The following is a 15130-nucleotide window of genomic DNA, read 5'->3' as shown; positions in this document are numbered from 1 at the left end:
CGCCCCCGCGCCGGGCGCAGCACGTCATGGGCTCGGCTAACCGACCTGGCGATCGTCTGCGTCGGCTGCGGCCGGAGGGGTCGAACGGGGCAGGTGGAGGCGCTTGAGGGCGAGGGCGTTGACGGCGACGATGACGCTGGATCCGGACATGGACAGGGCGGCGATCTCGGGGCGGAGGATGAGGCCCGTGGCGGGCTCGAAGACGCCGGCGGCGATGGGCAGGGCGATGGCGTTGTAGCCGATGGCCCAGCCGAGGTTCTGGCGCATCTTGCGCACGGTGCCCCGGCCGATACGCAGGGCGGTGGGGACGTCGAGAGGGTCGGAGCGCATCAGGACGAGGTCGGCGGTCTCGATGGCGACGTCGGTGCCTGCGCCGATGGCGATGCCGAGGTCGGCCTGGGCGAGGGCGGGGGCGTCGTTGACTCCGTCGCCGACCATGGCGACCTTGCGGCCGCCGCGCTGGAGCTCTGCGATCGTGGCTGCCTTGTCGCCGGGCAGGACCTCGGCGATGACGGTATCGATGCCCAACTGCTGCGCGATCCGCTCGGCGGTGGCCCGGTTGTCGCCGGTGAGCATGACGACCTCGACGCCGAGCGCGTGGAGTTCGCGTACGGCGGACGCGGAGGTCTCCCGCGGCGCGTCGGCGATGGCGATCAGGGCGGCGGCCAGGCCGTCGACGGCGGCGATGACGACGGTACGGCCGGTGGCTGCCAGCTCGTCCCGCCGGGCGGCGTGCGGACCGAGGAACACGCCCTCGCGTTCGGCCAGCCGGAGGTTGCCCACGGCGACCCGGTGGCCGTCCACCACGGCGGTCGCCCCGTGACCGGGCACGTTCTCGAACCGCCGGGCCCGCACCTGCTCCACGCCCCGCGATTCTGCGTGGCGCACGACCGCCTCGGCCAGCGGGTGCTCGGATTCCCGCTCGACCGCCGCGACCAGGCGCAGGACCTCGTATCCGTCACTGCCGGGTGCGGTGATCACCTCGGTGACCTCCGGTTCGCCCTTGGTGAGGGTGCCGGTCTTGTCCATGACCACGGTCTGGATGCCGGCGGACGCCTCCAGGGCCATCGCGTTCTTGAACAGGACCCCTCGCTTGGCTCCCAGCCCGGTGCCGACCATGATCGCGGTGGGAGTGGCCAGGCCAAGAGCGTCCGGGCAGGTGATGACGACCACGGTGATCGCGAACAGCATCGCGCTGCTGAAGGGCCGGTCGGTGGCCAGCAGCCAGACGGCAAGGGTGAGTCCTCCGCCGACGAGGGCGACGAAGACCAGCCAGAACGCGGCCCGGTCGGCGAGCCGCTGGCCTGGGGCCTTGGAGTTCTGGGCCTCCTGGACCAGCTTGACGATCTGCGCCAGTGCCGTGTCGGCGCCCACTTTGGTCGCCCGTATCCGGAGGGTTCCGTTGGTGTTCAGGGTGGCACCGACGACAGCCGAGCCCGGTGCTTTGTGCACCGGCAGGCTCTCCCCGGTCACCGTCGACTCGTCGACCTCGCTCTCGCCGTCCTCCACGACCCCGTCCGTGGCGATCTTCGTCCCTGGGCGGACGAGCAGCAGGTCCCCGACGACCACCTCGGAGGTGGCGACTTCGACCGTTTCCCCATCCCGCAGGACGAGCGCCTTGGGCGGGGCGAGGTCCAGCAGCGCACGGACGGCGTCGTTGGCGCCGCCGCGGGCGCGCATCTCGAACCAGTGGCCGAGCAGCACGAAGGACGCCAGTACGGTGGCGGCCTCGTAGAAGACCTCTCCGCCGCCCGTGAGCGTGATGACCAGGGAGTACAGCCAGCCCGCGCCGATGGCGACCGCCACCAGCACCATCATGTCCAGGGTCCGGGCACGCAGCGCCCGTACGGCGCCGATGAAGAAGATCGAGCACGAGTAGAAGACCACCGGCAGGCTCAGCAGGAGCGCCCACACGTCCTGCCGGAGCCCGAACGGCACGGGTGCGTGCCAGCCGAAGACCTCCTCGCCGATCGGGGACCAGACCACGATCGGGACGGAGAAGACCACCGCGACGAGGAACCGGTTGCGCATGTCGGCCACCATGGCCGCCATCGACATCTGCGCATGGCTGCGATGGGCTCCGTGGCCCGTCTCCTTGTCAGGCGACGGTCCGCCCTCCTGCCCGTGCCCCGCGTGCGCGGACGGTACGGCTTCGGCCGCTTCCACCACTCCGGGCGGATCCGGCTCCTCCATCGGGTCGCAGATGTGGGACGGCACCGACTGGCCCGCGCAGTGGTAGCCGCACTCGGTGACCCAGCCGCGCAGCTCGGCCAAGGAGGTCCGGCGGGGGTCGAAGACGACCGTGGCCGACTGCGCGACCGCGTTCACCTCGACGTCCAGCACACCCGGCCGGCGGCCCAGCACGGCAGCGACGGTGTTCTGCTGAGTGGCCCGGACCATGCCCCGCACGTCCAGGACCACCGTGCTGCGCTCCTTGCCCCCGTCGCGCGGCTCGTGCTTCCGCGGGTGCCGCATGCCCGTTCACCTCCCCGATCCGACAGCGGGTCCACTCGGCCAGGGCGCCTACCAGCAGCCTGTGGCCGTCGTCACCGCCGCGCAAGGGCAGGGCAGGCGGTCGGAGAGCGGGTGGTGACTGGTCCGGGCCGGGGCCGCGCCGTATCGATTGCGGATCACGTGCTGCGCTGGTCGCGGGTGTCCCGGCGGAGCTGGTCGGTGTGGCGGGTGAGGGTGTCGATGCGTTCGGCGAGCTCGGCGTTCTCGGGCCGCAGGTGGGGCCGGGTGTCGGCCAGGGGGCGGACGAGGCGGGCGGTGTCGTTGTGGGCGAGGGCCTGGTTCAGGTCGTCGATGGCGCCTTCGGCGCCGGCGGGCAGGCCGGCCAGGGCGGTGATCTGGCCGGCGAGGCGGCGCAGGTCGGCGGCGTTGTCGCGGGCCCAGGTGTCCACGCTGCGGTCGGCGGCCCGGGTGTCGCGGGTGGCCTGGACGCGTTCCTCGCCGGTGCTTCCGGCTTTGCCGGGGCGCATTCGGAGGTAGCGGCGTTCTGCGGCCTGGCGGCTGGCGACTCCGAGGGGGCCGGCGAGGTCGGCCCAGCTGGCGCCCTCGCTGCGGGCGGTTTCGATCAGGCCGGTTTCCCAGCCGGCGAGCTGCTCGCGGACCTCGCGGAGCATCAGCAGTGAGGCCAGGGCCGGGTGCGGGCCCGCGGCCGGTGCCGCTGCCGACGTGCTTGTGGAGGCTTGCTGCGCGTCCTTGACGGCCTGGTTGATGGTCTCCAGTGCCGCGGCGGCGGCCAGGAATGTGACGGGTGCAGTCGGCTCTGCGGCCTCGGTCATGGCGGTCTCCGTGGTCTGTCATCCTCCAGATGACTGCTTGCTTGTCATCGTTTCGATGACATGTTACAACGGAAGCACGTTGAAGCGCATTGGCAGTTCCTGCCTGAACCAACTGGAGGTGTTTCGCGATGTTGATGCGCACCGACCCGTTCCGCGAGATGGACCGGATCGTCCAGCAGCTTTCGGGTACGTCGGGCACGTGGTCGAAGCCGTCCGTCATGCCCATGGACGCCTACCGCGACGGCGACGCGTACGTGATCGCCTTCGACCTGCCCGGTGTGAGCACCGAGGCGATCGACATCGACGTCGAGCGGAACATGCTGACCGTGAAGGCCGAGCGCCGGCCCGTGGAGAAGTCCGACGGCGTGCAGATGGAGCTCTCCGAGCGCCCTCTCGGTGTCTTCTCCCGTCAGATCATGCTGGCCGACACGCTCGACACCGAGCGCATCGAGGCCGACTACGACGCGGGTGTCCTGACCCTGCGGATCCCGATCGCCGAGCGCGCCAAGCCTCGGAAGATCGCCATCGGCGGCGAGGCGGGCCGCAAGCAGATCTCCGGCTGATCCGGCCGGTACCTGCGGCGGAGGACGGGGAACCCGATCCCCCCTCCGGCACCCCGTCCTCCGCACCCCTTGGCCCCTTTCACCCCTCCCATGAAGGAGGTGACGTGAGATGTCGATGCGCCGGGAAGCGTTCCTGGACCACGTCCAGGAGCGCGGCGAGTACCGGACCCGGGAAGAAGCCGAACGCGCAGCCCGCGTCGTCCTCGCCCTGCTGGGCGCCCACCTGGTCGGCACCGTGCGGGCCGAGCTCGCCGCCCGGCTCCCCGAGACCTACGCCCTGATCCTCCTCAACCCCCTGCAGGCCGCGGAGCCGCTCTCCCCCGAACGCTTCGTCCGCGCGACCGCAGCCTGGATCGAAGGCGCCACCGAGACGACGGCCCTGTGGGACATCGGCGCAGTCCTCTCCACCGTGGCCGCCGCAGCCGGAGACATCCTCATGCGGGACGTCCTGCTCCAGCTCCCGCCCGGCTACGACCTCCTCGACGGCGTACACCGCGGCGAACCGCGTGGAAGCCGGCGCCGTGAGCGCGGCTTTGACGTAGCCGAAGGTGTCGCGTGGACTCAGCCGCCTCGCCAGGTGGCGGGGCTCGGTGGGTGCCTGCTCGCAACTGCCGATGCGCAGGCAGGTGACGGACAGCCCGAACTGGCCCGGTGAGGCGCTGCGTCGGGTGTAAGCCGGTCACGCGGTTGCTGCTGGCCAGGACCACTCGCCCGATTCCCGTTCGGCGCCTCCAGGTGCAGCGGCACGCGGTCGAGAAGGCGCACCCTGGCCGCCTCGCGCCGCAGGGCTTGCCGCACCACTGAGCCGATGTTCCCTGCCGCACCGGTGACGGCCACCGCTCCCAGAACCGTCGCGACTTCCCCCTCAACAACTCGAAACCCTGTGCCCCCCAAGCCGTGATCCTCCCACCGGAGGGTCCTGCGCGGCAGCGTTACTCCGGCGGCTCACCGACCTCGTGTGGGTCAGCCGACGGATTCGACGGCGTTCAAGGCGGCGTCGAGGCGGTGGGTGGCCTCGTCGGCGATGTCCTGGAGGGCGGGCAGGCCCGTCAGGGTGACCATGACGCCGGGGTCCAGTGCCTGGACGGCGGTGCGGTCGCCGTCGGCACGGACGACGACGTTGCAGGGCAGGAGCAGGCCGACGGCGCGGTCGGCGTCCAGAGCCTGACGGGCGAGGGGCGGGTTGCAGGCTCCGAGGATCAGGTAGTCCTCCATGTCGTGGCCGAGCTTGGCCTTCAGGGTGGCGGTGACGTCGATCTCGGTGAGGATGCCGAAACCCTGCGCGGCCAGGGCGTCGCGGACGGCGGCGACGGTGGTGGCGAAGTCGGTGCTGCAGTGGACGGTCCGGTCGTAGCGCATGGCGTCATCCCTTTCGCTGGGTGCGTGGACTGGAGGGGGCCGGGCAGGCGCCCCGTGCGGACGGGTTCTCCCTGGCGTAAAAATACCCCCGGGGGTACCCGTGCTAGGCTCGAAATATACCCCCGGGGGTAATTGCCCAGCCGAACGGAGCAACCACGTGTTCTTCATCGACACCGTCGAGACCGAGAGCCTCGGAAACCGCAGCTACCTGGCGGGAGGCGCGCGCACCGCAGTGGCCGTCGACCCGCCCCGCGACATCGACCGGGTCCTGGCAGCGGCCGCCGCGCGGGGAGTGCGGATCTCCCACGTGGTGGAGACCCACGTCCACAACGACTACGTCACCGGTGGCCTGGACCTGGCTCGCCTGACCGGCGCCGTCTACCTGGTGCCCGTCGCCGCCCGTGTCTCCTTCGCCCGCACGCCCGTCGCCGACGGCGACACGGTGAGCGTGGACGAGGACATCACACTGCGGGCGCTGGCCACCCCCGGCCACACTCCACACCACACCTCCTACGTCCTGGAAGACCGAGGGGCGGTGGCGGCGGTCTTCACCGGCGGTTCGCTGCTGATCGGCTCGGTGGGCCGCCCGGACCTGGTGGAACCCCGGCTGACCGAAGAGCTGGCCCGGGACCAGCACGCCTCCGCCCACCGCCTGGCCGCCGAGCTCCCCGACGAGACGCCCGTACTGCCCACCCACGGCTTCGGCAGCTTCTGCTCCTCCTCCCAGTCCGAGGGCGACGCCACCACCATCGGCAAGGAGAAGTCCGCCAACGACGCCCTCGTCAAGGACGTCGACTCGTTCGTCGCCGCCCTGCTGGCCGGCCTGGACGACGTACCCGCCTACTACGCCCACATGGGTCCGGCCAACGCCGCCGGCCCCCGGCCGGTGGACCTGAGCGCACCGCCCCTGACCGACGCGGCGGGCATCGCGGAGCGTCTGGCCGCCGGGGAGTGGGTGGTGGACCTGCGCAACCGGGTCGCCTTCGCCGAAGGGCACGTCGCGGGATCGTTCAACTTCGAGGCGGAGGGGAAGATCGCCACCTACCTCGCGTGGATGATCCCCTGGGGCAAGCCCGTCACCCTCCTCGCCGAATCACCCGCCCAGCTCGCCGCCGCCCAGCGCGAACTGGTCCGCGTCGGCATCGACCGCCCGGCCGCGGCCGCCACCGGCACCCCCGGCGACTGGATACCCGCCGGTCACACCCCGCGTTCCTTCCCCCGTGCCACCTTCGCCGACCTCGCCGCCCAGGAGTCCGGCCCGGACGTGGTCCTGGACGTACGCCGCGACTCCGAACGCGCCCAGGGCTGGATCGAAGGCTCCGTTCACATTCCCGTCCACCACCTGCACCAGCGCCTGGCCGACGTCCCCGCCGGGACGGTGTGGGTGCACTGCGCGGGCGGAATGCGCGCGGCCATCGCGGCCTCCCTGCTGGATGCCGCAGGCCGCGACGTCGTCGCCGTCGACGACTCCTTCGACGCCGCCCTGGAGGCAGGCCTCCCGCTGACGGCCGGCAGCTGAACCACCACCTCTCCCCGACCCCGAGAACCGGAAGGAAGCCGGATGCTCCTCTTTCGACGCGGCACCGCCCGCCTCACCCCGATCCAGGCCCACCAGCGCACCACCGGCGGCGCCGTCGTACTCCTCGACGTGCGCGAGCAGGCCGAGTGGAACACCGGACACGCCCCCGACGCCGTGCACGCCCCGCTCTCCCGCCTCGCGGCCGGCACCGCCCTTCCCGCTGCCGCCGAAGGGCGGCCCCTGGTGGTGGTCTGCCGCTCCGGGCACCGTTCGCAACAGGCCGCCAAGCTGCTGACCGGACGCGGCATCGAGGCCGTCGACGTCAAGGGCGGCATGAATGCCTGGGCAGCGGCCGGACTACCGGTCGTCGACGCGCGCGGAAGCAGCGGCCGGATAACGTGAGCACGCTCGTACTCGCCCTCGCCGCCGGAGCCGTCATCGGACTGGCCCTCGGGGCGCTTGGGGGAGGCGGCAGCGTCCTGGCCGTGCCCGCCCTGATCTACCTCCTCGGCTTCACTCCGGCCGCCGCCACCACCGCGTCCCTCATCATCGTCACAGCCACCTCCGCCACCGCCCTCTACGCCCACGCGACCTCCGGCAACGTCCGGTGGAAGACCGGCGCCTTCTTCGCGGCGGCAGGTATCCTGCCCGCCGTCGCCGCTGCCACCCTCGCCGCCCGCCTGCCCGAGGCGGTGCTGACCGCGGCGTTCGCCGCCATAGCGGCCCTCGCCGCACTCGCCATGTTCAGAACCCCTCCCACCGACCGGCAGCCCCAGCCCGTCCGGCCCGCGCGGGCCGCCGGAGCGGGCGCCGGACTCGGCACGATCACCGGCTTCCTGGGCGTCGGCGGGGGCTTCCTCGCCGTCCCCGCCCTCGTGGGCGCCCTGGGCCTGCGCATGCGCGCGGCGGTCGGCACCAGTCTCCTGGTCATCACCGTCAACTCCCTCGCCGCACTCGCAGCCCGCGCCGGCACCCACACCCCCCTGCACTGGGCGGTCATCGCCCCCTTCACCGGCGCAGCGATCCTCGGAGCCTGGGACGGCAAACGACTCGCCGCCAAGATCTCCGGAACCACACTCCAGCGGACCTTCGCGGGCGTACTCCTGGCTGTCGCCGCCTTCATGCTCGCCGACGTCATCCGCTGACCCGGCAACACGCCCCCTCCCCGGCCGCCATCACCGACACCCTCAGGGGTATTCGGCAGAACGGGCCGGCACCCCCACATGGATGGAACCCGCACCATGGCCCACCCCCGCACCCTCGACCCCCACCAGGCCAGCAGCCGCCTGCACGAACTGATCGTCTTGGACGTCCGCACCCCCGGCGAATACGCCACCGGCCACCTCCCGGGCGCCCTCAACATCCCCCTCGACCATCTCACCCGCGCCCTGCCCGACATTCGCGCGGCCGCCGCCCGCGGCGACATCCTCGTCGTCTGCGCCTCCGGCGCCCGCTCCGAGAACGCCTGCAACACCCTTGCCGACAACGGCATCACCACCGCCACGCTCGCCGGAGGCACCGGAGCGTGGGCCGCAGGAGGCCACACCCTCCACCACCCCCAGGGGGCCACCCGCACCACCTGGAGCATGGAACGCCAGGTCCGTCTCAGCGCCGGCGCCGTCGTCCTGACCGGCCTCGCGCTGGGCCGCCTGCGCCCCGCCTTCCGCCTCGCCTCCGCGGGCGTCGCGGGCGGCCTGGTCTTCTCCTCCCTCACCAACACCTGCGGCATGGCCGACCTCCTGGCCAAGCTCCCTCACAACCGCCCCCGCCAGGGCGACCTGGAGGCAACCCTCGCCGCCCTGCGCTACCGCTGACCTCAGGGGGAAGATACCCCCTGGGGTACCATGGGGTGAGAATGCAACAGCCCAGGAGGCACCGGTGAAGGTCGACGACGACGCAGTCAACGCAGTCCTCAACCGACTGCGCCGCGCCCAAGGCCAGCTGGCCGGCGTCATCGCCATGATCGAAGCCGGCCGCGACTGCAAGGACGTCGTCACTCAGCTCGCGGCGGTCTCCAAGGCCTTGGACCGCGCCGGCTTCAAGATCGTGGCCAGCGGCATGCGCCAGTGCATGACCGACGCCGGTGAGAACCAGGCCCCCATGACCGAGGAAGAACTCGAAAAGCTCTTCCTCGCCCTCGCCTGACCCGCCCCCGCACCGGAACGGCATCCTCACGATGGCCGACGTGGCACCACGGAATGGAACCAGCCGTGCCGCAACGTGCCAGTAGGTACGGTCAACAGTGCTTGACGGGGGATCCGTAGAAGTAGCCGAAACGTCGGGCCAGGCCACTGTACCCGCAGGTCAGGCGCTATGCGGGTACAGCAAGTGCCGAGTGGTTCCCAAGCTCACAGCCGGGGTTCGATTCCCGTCATCCGCTCGTGAACGAAGGCCAAAGTCGCAGACCTGGGCCTTCATGGTTTGACCTTCGCTCTCTGTCCCGGACCCGATGAGGACGGTCCGGGACAAAGGGCCCGTGTCGCGTCACCCGCTGCGGCGGACCCGCGCCCGCCCACGGAGCAGCACGCCGGCGCCTCCTGCTGATCGGCGGGGCCGTAGAAGTCGGACCCGAGACAACTTCCTCAACGTCCAGGCGACGCTCCGGTCGCTCGACACACGAAACAAACTGTCCGCGCCTGGCAGCGACGCGTGGTTCTAAGCTTACTGTCGTAGGTCCGCGCCCTCAGCGATTTCGACCTCTCCCCGATGACATGCTGTGTGGTGGCGACGTACGCCGTGCCACCATCCCCTCCCTCCGGTACTCGTCCACCTTTTCGATCTCTCGGGGTTTTGCGGATCCCTGCGCCACGCTCGCTCCCGTGGGCTTCCGGTTGTCAGCGGCGCTACGGTCCCCCCGTGTCTTTGCCGGGGCGGGCGACATGCGAGCGTGGGGTGCCAAGTTCTTCGCCGGGATGCCTTGGATCGTGGGCACCAGGTTCGGGGAGCAGCATGGAGGAAGAGCCCTCAACCGGCGCACGCCCCTGGCGGGCTCCGCTGAGGAGGGAGCCTTTCAGGATGGGTACACAAGAGCCGCTCCCCGGACAGGAGCGGGGCGGCCCGGCGGGGCTGTCACCGCCGGGTGGGCTGCTCGATCTGCTCAGTGTGGCCGCGATCGTGCTGGATACACGTGGGCGGATCGTGTTCTGGAGCCCGCAGGCCGATGAGGTGTTCGGGTACACCGCCGAGGAGGCCCTGGGCCAGTACGCGGCGCACCCGCTGGTCCACGAGGAGCACCAAGACCTCGTGGTCAAGTTGTTCGCCGAAGTGATGGGGACCGGCGCGAGCTGGGCCGGCGCGTTCCCGATCCGTTACAAGGACGGCAGCACGCGCCTGGTGGAGTTCCGCAATATGCGGCTGCTGGACTACCTCGGCGACACCTACGCCCTGGGTGTCGCCGCCGACCAGACCACGCTGCAACGGTTTGAGACCGACCTGGCTCTCTCCCAGCGCCTGGTGGCGCAGGCACCCATCGGCATCGCCCTCATGGACACCGATCTGCGGTACCTGCTGGTGAACCCGGCTTTGGAGCGCATCAACGGCATCCCCGCCGCCGACCACATCGGCAAGCACCCCCGCGACATCCTGAGCCTTCTCGACGTGGAGACGATTGAGTCCGCTCTGCGCCAGGTGCTGATCACCGGCACACCGGTGATCGACCAGTACACCGTCGGCCGCACGCCGGCCGACCCGGACCACGACCACGCCTGGTCGGTGTCCTACTTCCGCATCGATGGCGCCAGCGGGCGGGTGATCGGCGTGGCGAACTCGGTGGTCGACGTCAGCGAACGCCACCAGGCAACCACCGAAGCCGACCGGGCCCGGCGCCGGCTCGCGGTGATCGCCGACGCCTCCGCCCGTGTCGGCACCAGCCTGGAGGTGGAGCGCACCGCGCAGGAGCTGGTCCACGTCGCCGTGCCCGACCTGGCCGACGTCGCGGCCGTCGACGTCCTCGCCTTCCGCCGCGCCACCCCATCCCGCGCCCTGGGCCCGGAAACGTTCCGGGCCCTCGCCGTGGCCGCCGCCTACCCGACACCAGCGATTACGGCCTCGCTGCCGGCCGGGAACCTGGCGGCGTACGGCGCGGACCGGCTGATCACCCGCTGCGTACACACCGGAGCGCCCGTCGTCGTGGCCCACGCCAGCGGCGACGACCTCACCCACATCGCCCGAGATGCCGACGCCGCTGCTGCCTTTGCGCAGGCGGGCGTGCACTCCTATCTGGCCGTGCCGCTGATCGCCCGCAACGAGGTCCTCGGCGCATTCGACCTGCTGCGCGCCCGAAACCCCCTGCCCTTCGATGAGGACGACGTCCTGCTCGCCGGGGAGATCGCAGCCCGGGCCGCCGTAGCCATCGACAACGCCCGCTGGCACCAGAGCGTCCGCAACACCGCAGAGACCCTCCAGCGCAGCCTCCTGCCGGGCCACCCACCTCCGCTCACGGGCCTTACCGTCGCTTCCCTCTATCAGCCCGCCCAGGCGACCAGCGAGGTGGGAGGCGACTGGTACGACGTCATCCCCCTGACCGGCGACAAGACCGCCCTGGTGGTCGGGGACGTCATGGGCAACGGCATCGACGCCGCCGCCACCATGGGCCGCCTGCGCACCGCCACCTGTGCCTTCACCGACCTCAATCTGGAACCCGACCAGGTGCTTCAACACCTCGACAAGATCACCTGCGGGCTCGAGCACTACATAGCCACCTGCATCTACGCCGTCTACGACCCCCACGACCACCGGTGCCGCATCGCCAACGCCGGACACCTGCCACCCGTCCTCGCCGCAATCGGCCGGCGTCCCCGCCTGCTCGACCTGCCCACCGGCGCACCCCTCGGCGTCGGCGGCGTCCCCTTCCACACCACCGCCTTCGACCTGGGCCCCGGCGACCGGCTCGTCCTCTACACCGACGGCCTGGTCGAAACACGCCGCCACCCCATCGACGAGCGCCTGAACACCCTCCTGGACACCCTTGACGGACCGCGCCGCCCCCTGGACGACACCTGCCAGTGGCTCTTGAACTCACTGCGACACCCCGACGATCACGACGACGTGGCGATCCTCATCGCCCAAGCCATATGTGCACCGGCCGAGCGCCACGGCACCTGAGCGCGACTGGCTACTGGACGCTCCATGCTGCGTACAGACGCCACCACCCGCGCCCCCTTCACCGGGGCTGTGGCGCGAGCCTGTTCAACCTGCGGGTCATCTCCGCTCAGGCGACTTGGAAGCGTGAGGTTCGCGGCGCGGCTCCGGTGTCCACGGACCTGCGCCGCGATGCGGGCGTCGTCGTTGGGCGACGCCCGCGTCGTGTCAGCCGACGGTCAGGGTGAGCCGCCGGTCTGGAACTGCAGGAACAGCCGCCACTTCCTGGCGGTGTCTGCCGAGCGTGCCATGCGCCGGGAGAGGTGGATCCCGACGCAGGCGGCCAGTGCCATGCCCCGGGACGTGTCACCCGCCTCCGATGCCACGTTCTCGCGTATGGAGCCCGCAGAAACCATGGGGACCGGCACCGCCGCCGCCATCGAGGCCGGCGATCTGACCCTGGGTACGCGTGCCGCCGGCGGAACACATTGCGCGGGCTCATCGTTATCTCGGATCCCCCAGGGGCAATTGCTCGCTCGTCGGGAAGGGATCGCCATGCACGGTTACGTGGCCCACAAGGACGATGCCCTCAAGCGGCTGCGCCGCATCGAGGGTCAGGTCCGCGGCCTGCAACGCCTGGTCGAGGAGGACGCCTAATACACCGACGTCCTCACCCAGGTCGGCGCCACCACCAAGGCACTGCAGTCCTTCGGGCTCACCATGCTGGAGGACCACGTCCAGTCCTGTGTGGCCGACGCGATCGCCGGCGGCGGGGACCAGGCCAAGGGCCAGGTCGCCGAAGCCTCCCAGGCCATCGCCCGCATGGTCCGCTCCTGAGCGGCAGCGGCCCCGTACGGGAGGCTGTCAGCTTCGTCCAGCCCCGTTGTGCATGGCAGTAACCAGCCAGGAGCTGCTGCGCAGCCACACCGATCCCTCTGCCTCGTGACGGTGCAGAGTATCCGTCAGTGCCTGGCGCGCCTCCGCCTGCTGCGGCGGGGTGACCTGGCTGAGTAGATGGCGTCCCGGGCCGGAGTCCAGCAGGAACGCCGCAGCGTCGGCCGCGTCGGCGCCCCAGTTTCCCGGCACCTCGAGCCGCTGCACGTCGACTTCGCCGAACCCGCCCGCGGTGACCAGGGTGCGAATGTGCTCGGGGTCGGTGAGTGAGAACATGCCGGGGCCGCCGGGCTTACCGAAGCCGCCGAGCGGCAGGATGCCCTCCAGTGAGGCCAGCGCCTCAAGCCACTCGTTGGCTTCGGCTTCGGCGGCGCAGATGAAGGCCAGTCGGCCGCCGGGCCGCAGTGCGCGGTGGAGGTTGGCGAACGCGGCGACGGGGTCGGTGAAGAAGGTCATGCCGTACCGGCTGATGACCGCGTCGAATCCCTCAGCATCCAAAGCGTGGACCTGGGCGTCGCCTTGCACGAAGGAGACGTTCTCCACCCCTTCGCGCTGGGCGCACTCGCGGGCCCGCTCCAGCATGGGGCCGGACAGGTCCAGCCCGAGCGCCCGGCCCCGGACGGCGCGCTGGGCCGCGAGGAGGGTGCTGCGCCCGACCCCGCAGCCGATGTCCAGCACGTGATCGCTTTCCGTGATGGCTGCGGCGTCCAGGAGGGGCTGGTTGAAGCCGTTGTTGATGGCGTCCCAGCGCTCCTGGCTGCGGGCCCACTGCTCGCCCTCGTAACCGTTCCACGCCTCGGCCTGTGCGGTGTTGGCGAATCGAGCCATGGGTGAACTCCGTCCCGCCGGGGCGCAGCGCGGCGCCCCGGCTCTAGTATGGGCAAGCGCCCAAACAGTATGGGCGTTCGCCCATACTTGCAACGGGCTTGATGAAAGGGGCTGTTGTGTCACCTCGTGGAGTGGCGATTCCGGACCTGCGCGAGCGGTTGTTCGCGGCAGCGGAGCGCGTAGTGGCCCGTGACGGTGCGGCGGGCCTCACGAGCCGGGCCGTCACCGCTGAGGCGGACTGCGGCAAGGGCGTCCTGCACACCCACTTCGCCGGCCTGGACGAGTTCGTCGCCGAACTGGTCCTGGACCGGTTCGCGCGCAGTGCCCGCCAAGCCGCGGCGCTGCACGAGAAGGTGGGGCAGGCCACGGTCGCGGGGAATCTCCAGAGCATTGTTCTCGCCTTGCTGGATGCCCTGCCCCCGGCAGTGGTGGGCCTGGCGCTGACACGCCCGGCGGCCGCGCTGCGCACCCGGGAAGGCTTCCAGTCCGGAGCGCCTGCGTTCGACGCGATCCAGCACGCTTTCACCGCCTACCTGCAGGCGGAGCAGGTTGGCGGCCGGATGGCCTCGGACGCCGACACCGCCACCATCGCGCTAGCACTGGTCGGCACGATGCATCACCTGCTGATGACACGCGTTCCCGGCCGCGGTGAGGAGCCGGAAACGATCATCGGGCGGCTGCTGGCCGTACTGCTGGGTGGTGCCGAGCAGCCGCCGATGGAGTGACCTCGGAGTCAGTGCCCGTGCGCGTGCCCGTCGTCGTGGGACTGCTCAGACGGGGGAGTGGCGGGAGCCGTGCGGGCCGGAGCCGTCGGCTTGGACTGCGGGGTCGGCTGCGTGCTGCCGGTCACGGTCGGTTCCTCGTGGTGGGTCTCGCTCTCGCCGGCGCCGGTGCCGTGGCTGTGCCCGCCTGATTCCGGGGCCATGGAGGACGCGGCGTAGCGCAGGCCGGCGAAGGCGGCGACGGCTGTGAGGAGGATGGCGAGTCCGGTCAGGCCGAAGATGCGTCGCCAGGAGGCGTCCTCGTCTTTGATCACGAAGGCGATGAAGGAGAGCAGGATGCCTGCGGGGATGAGGGTGGCGGCGCGGGTGGGGAAGTCCGAGAAGTGCTGGAGGCCGCCGCTGAGCATGCCGATGCCGAAGGAGAGCAGCAGAGAGGCGCCCATGATGCCCGCCACCTGCTTGAACGTCGCCTTGCGGCGGGTGAGCAGGAACTCGTTGAGCGCGGTCGCGGCGAGGAAGAGCAGGACGCCGTAGAGGGCGATGCGGGTGTAGCGGGCGGGGTCCAGGGGGTGGTGGACGACGGCGCCGCTGATCAGGCCGGCGCCGACGAAGTAGCCGACGTATCCGAGGTAGCGGGCCAGGAGCCTCTTGCGTCGGGAGCGGGCCTCGCGGATCTCGCTGCGGCCGGCTGACCGGGGTGCGGGGACGGGCGCGGCCGGGGCGCGGTCGGCGAGCTGGGTGGGCGTCATGGGGACTCCTTGCAGGCGTACGGGTGCAGCCCGGGCCGAGCCGACGACGGTCGCGTCGCGGTAGTGGCAGGAGCGGTTGCCGGAGGGCAGGCTGCACCGGGCCCGGCCCCGGTTCGGGGCGGGCAGGGTT

At 71.2% G+C, this 15130-nt stretch carries 13 protein-coding genes and 2 pseudogenes; 10 read left to right on the top strand and 5 right to left on the bottom strand.

Going from position 1 to position 15130, the window contains the following annotated elements; all coding sequences use genetic code 11:
- Positions 1-36 precede the first annotated feature (36 nt).
- Entirely contained in the window at positions 37-2475 is a 2439-nt protein-coding gene (locus tag OG753_RS05050) for a heavy metal translocating P-type ATPase (RefSeq protein ID WP_405787322.1), read from the bottom strand.
- 155 nt (positions 2476-2630) lie between these two features.
- Positions 2631-3287, bottom strand: a complete 657-nt coding sequence (locus tag OG753_RS05045; protein ID WP_326747044.1) for an HSP18 transcriptional regulator — start codon at positions 3285-3287, stop codon at positions 2631-2633.
- Between the two features lie 128 nt (positions 3288-3415).
- Here OG753_RS05045 and OG753_RS05040 point away from each other — a divergent pair, with 128 nt between their 5' ends.
- Positions 3416-3850: an Hsp20/alpha crystallin family protein gene (locus OG753_RS05040; RefSeq protein WP_073796625.1), complete on the top strand. Its 435-nt coding sequence runs from the start codon at positions 3416-3418 to the stop codon at positions 3848-3850.
- 109 nt (positions 3851-3959) lie between these two features.
- Positions 3960-4337 (top strand): annotated as a pseudogene (locus OG753_RS05035) (DUF2267 domain-containing protein); the annotation flags it as partial.
- A 476-nt stretch (positions 4338-4813) separates the two neighbouring features.
- Here the strand turns inward: OG753_RS05035 and OG753_RS05030 are convergent.
- The gene (locus OG753_RS05030; RefSeq protein ID WP_326747043.1) at positions 4814-5209 is read right to left on the bottom strand and encodes a DUF302 domain-containing protein; all 396 of its coding nucleotides are present in this window, start codon (positions 5207-5209) and stop codon (positions 4814-4816) included.
- A gap of 157 nt (positions 5210-5366) precedes the next feature.
- Between OG753_RS05030 and OG753_RS05025 the strand changes: the two genes are divergently transcribed.
- From OG753_RS05025 to OG753_RS04995, 7 genes and pseudogenes are all read left to right on the top strand, one after another.
- Positions 5367-6728 carry an MBL fold metallo-hydrolase gene (locus OG753_RS05025; protein ID WP_326747042.1) on the top strand — a complete coding sequence of 454 codons (1362 nt, stop codon included), beginning with the start codon at positions 5367-5369 and terminating at the stop codon, positions 6726-6728.
- 42 nt (positions 6729-6770) lie between these two features.
- The gene (locus OG753_RS05020) at positions 6771-7130 is read left to right on the top strand and encodes a rhodanese-like domain-containing protein (protein ID WP_326747041.1); all 360 of its coding nucleotides are present in this window, start codon (positions 6771-6773) and stop codon (positions 7128-7130) included.
- Positions 7127-7873, top strand: coding sequence for a sulfite exporter TauE/SafE family protein (locus tag OG753_RS05015; protein ID WP_326747040.1), 747 nt, complete (start codon positions 7127-7129; stop codon positions 7871-7873). Before OG753_RS05020 ends, OG753_RS05015 begins: the two co-directional genes overlap by 4 nt.
- 96 nt (positions 7874-7969) lie before the next feature.
- Positions 7970-8542 carry a rhodanese-like domain-containing protein gene (locus OG753_RS05010; protein ID WP_326747039.1) on the top strand — a complete coding sequence of 191 codons (573 nt, stop codon included), beginning with the start codon at positions 7970-7972 and terminating at the stop codon, positions 8540-8542.
- Positions 8543-8606: 64 nt separating this feature from the next.
- Positions 8607-8873, top strand: coding sequence for a metal-sensitive transcriptional regulator (locus OG753_RS05005; protein ID WP_280913761.1), 267 nt, complete (start codon positions 8607-8609; stop codon positions 8871-8873).
- A gap of 870 nt (positions 8874-9743) precedes the next feature.
- Complete coding sequence (locus OG753_RS05000) at positions 9744-11831, top strand: SpoIIE family protein phosphatase (protein ID WP_326747038.1); 2088 nt, start codon at positions 9744-9746, stop codon at positions 11829-11831.
- Between the two features lie 531 nt (positions 11832-12362).
- A pseudogene (locus OG753_RS04995) lies at positions 12363-12644 on the top strand (metal-sensitive transcriptional regulator).
- Between the two features lie 27 nt (positions 12645-12671).
- Here OG753_RS04995 and OG753_RS04990 read toward each other — a convergent pair.
- Complete coding sequence (locus OG753_RS04990; protein ID WP_405787318.1) at positions 12672-13529, bottom strand: class I SAM-dependent methyltransferase; 858 nt, start codon at positions 13527-13529, stop codon at positions 12672-12674.
- Between the two features lie 116 nt (positions 13530-13645).
- On the opposite strand from OG753_RS04990, the gene OG753_RS04985 reads away from it, so the two are divergent.
- A complete protein-coding gene (locus tag OG753_RS04985; RefSeq protein WP_326747036.1) occupies positions 13646-14254 on the top strand; it encodes a TetR/AcrR family transcriptional regulator in 609 nt (202 codons plus the stop codon).
- An 8-nt stretch (positions 14255-14262) separates the two neighbouring features.
- Here the strand turns inward: OG753_RS04985 and OG753_RS04980 are convergent, their stop codons facing one another.
- Positions 14263-15000, bottom strand: a complete 738-nt coding sequence (locus OG753_RS04980) for a hypothetical protein (RefSeq protein ID WP_326747035.1) — start codon at positions 14998-15000, stop codon at positions 14263-14265.
- Between the last annotated feature and the right edge of the window lie 130 nt (positions 15001-15130).

The organism is Streptomyces sp. NBC_00029 (genome assembly GCF_045160505.1).
Lineage (GTDB): Bacteria > Actinomycetota > Actinomycetes > Streptomycetales > Streptomycetaceae > Streptomyces.
This window is presented reverse-complemented; position numbering and strand designations above follow the sequence as displayed.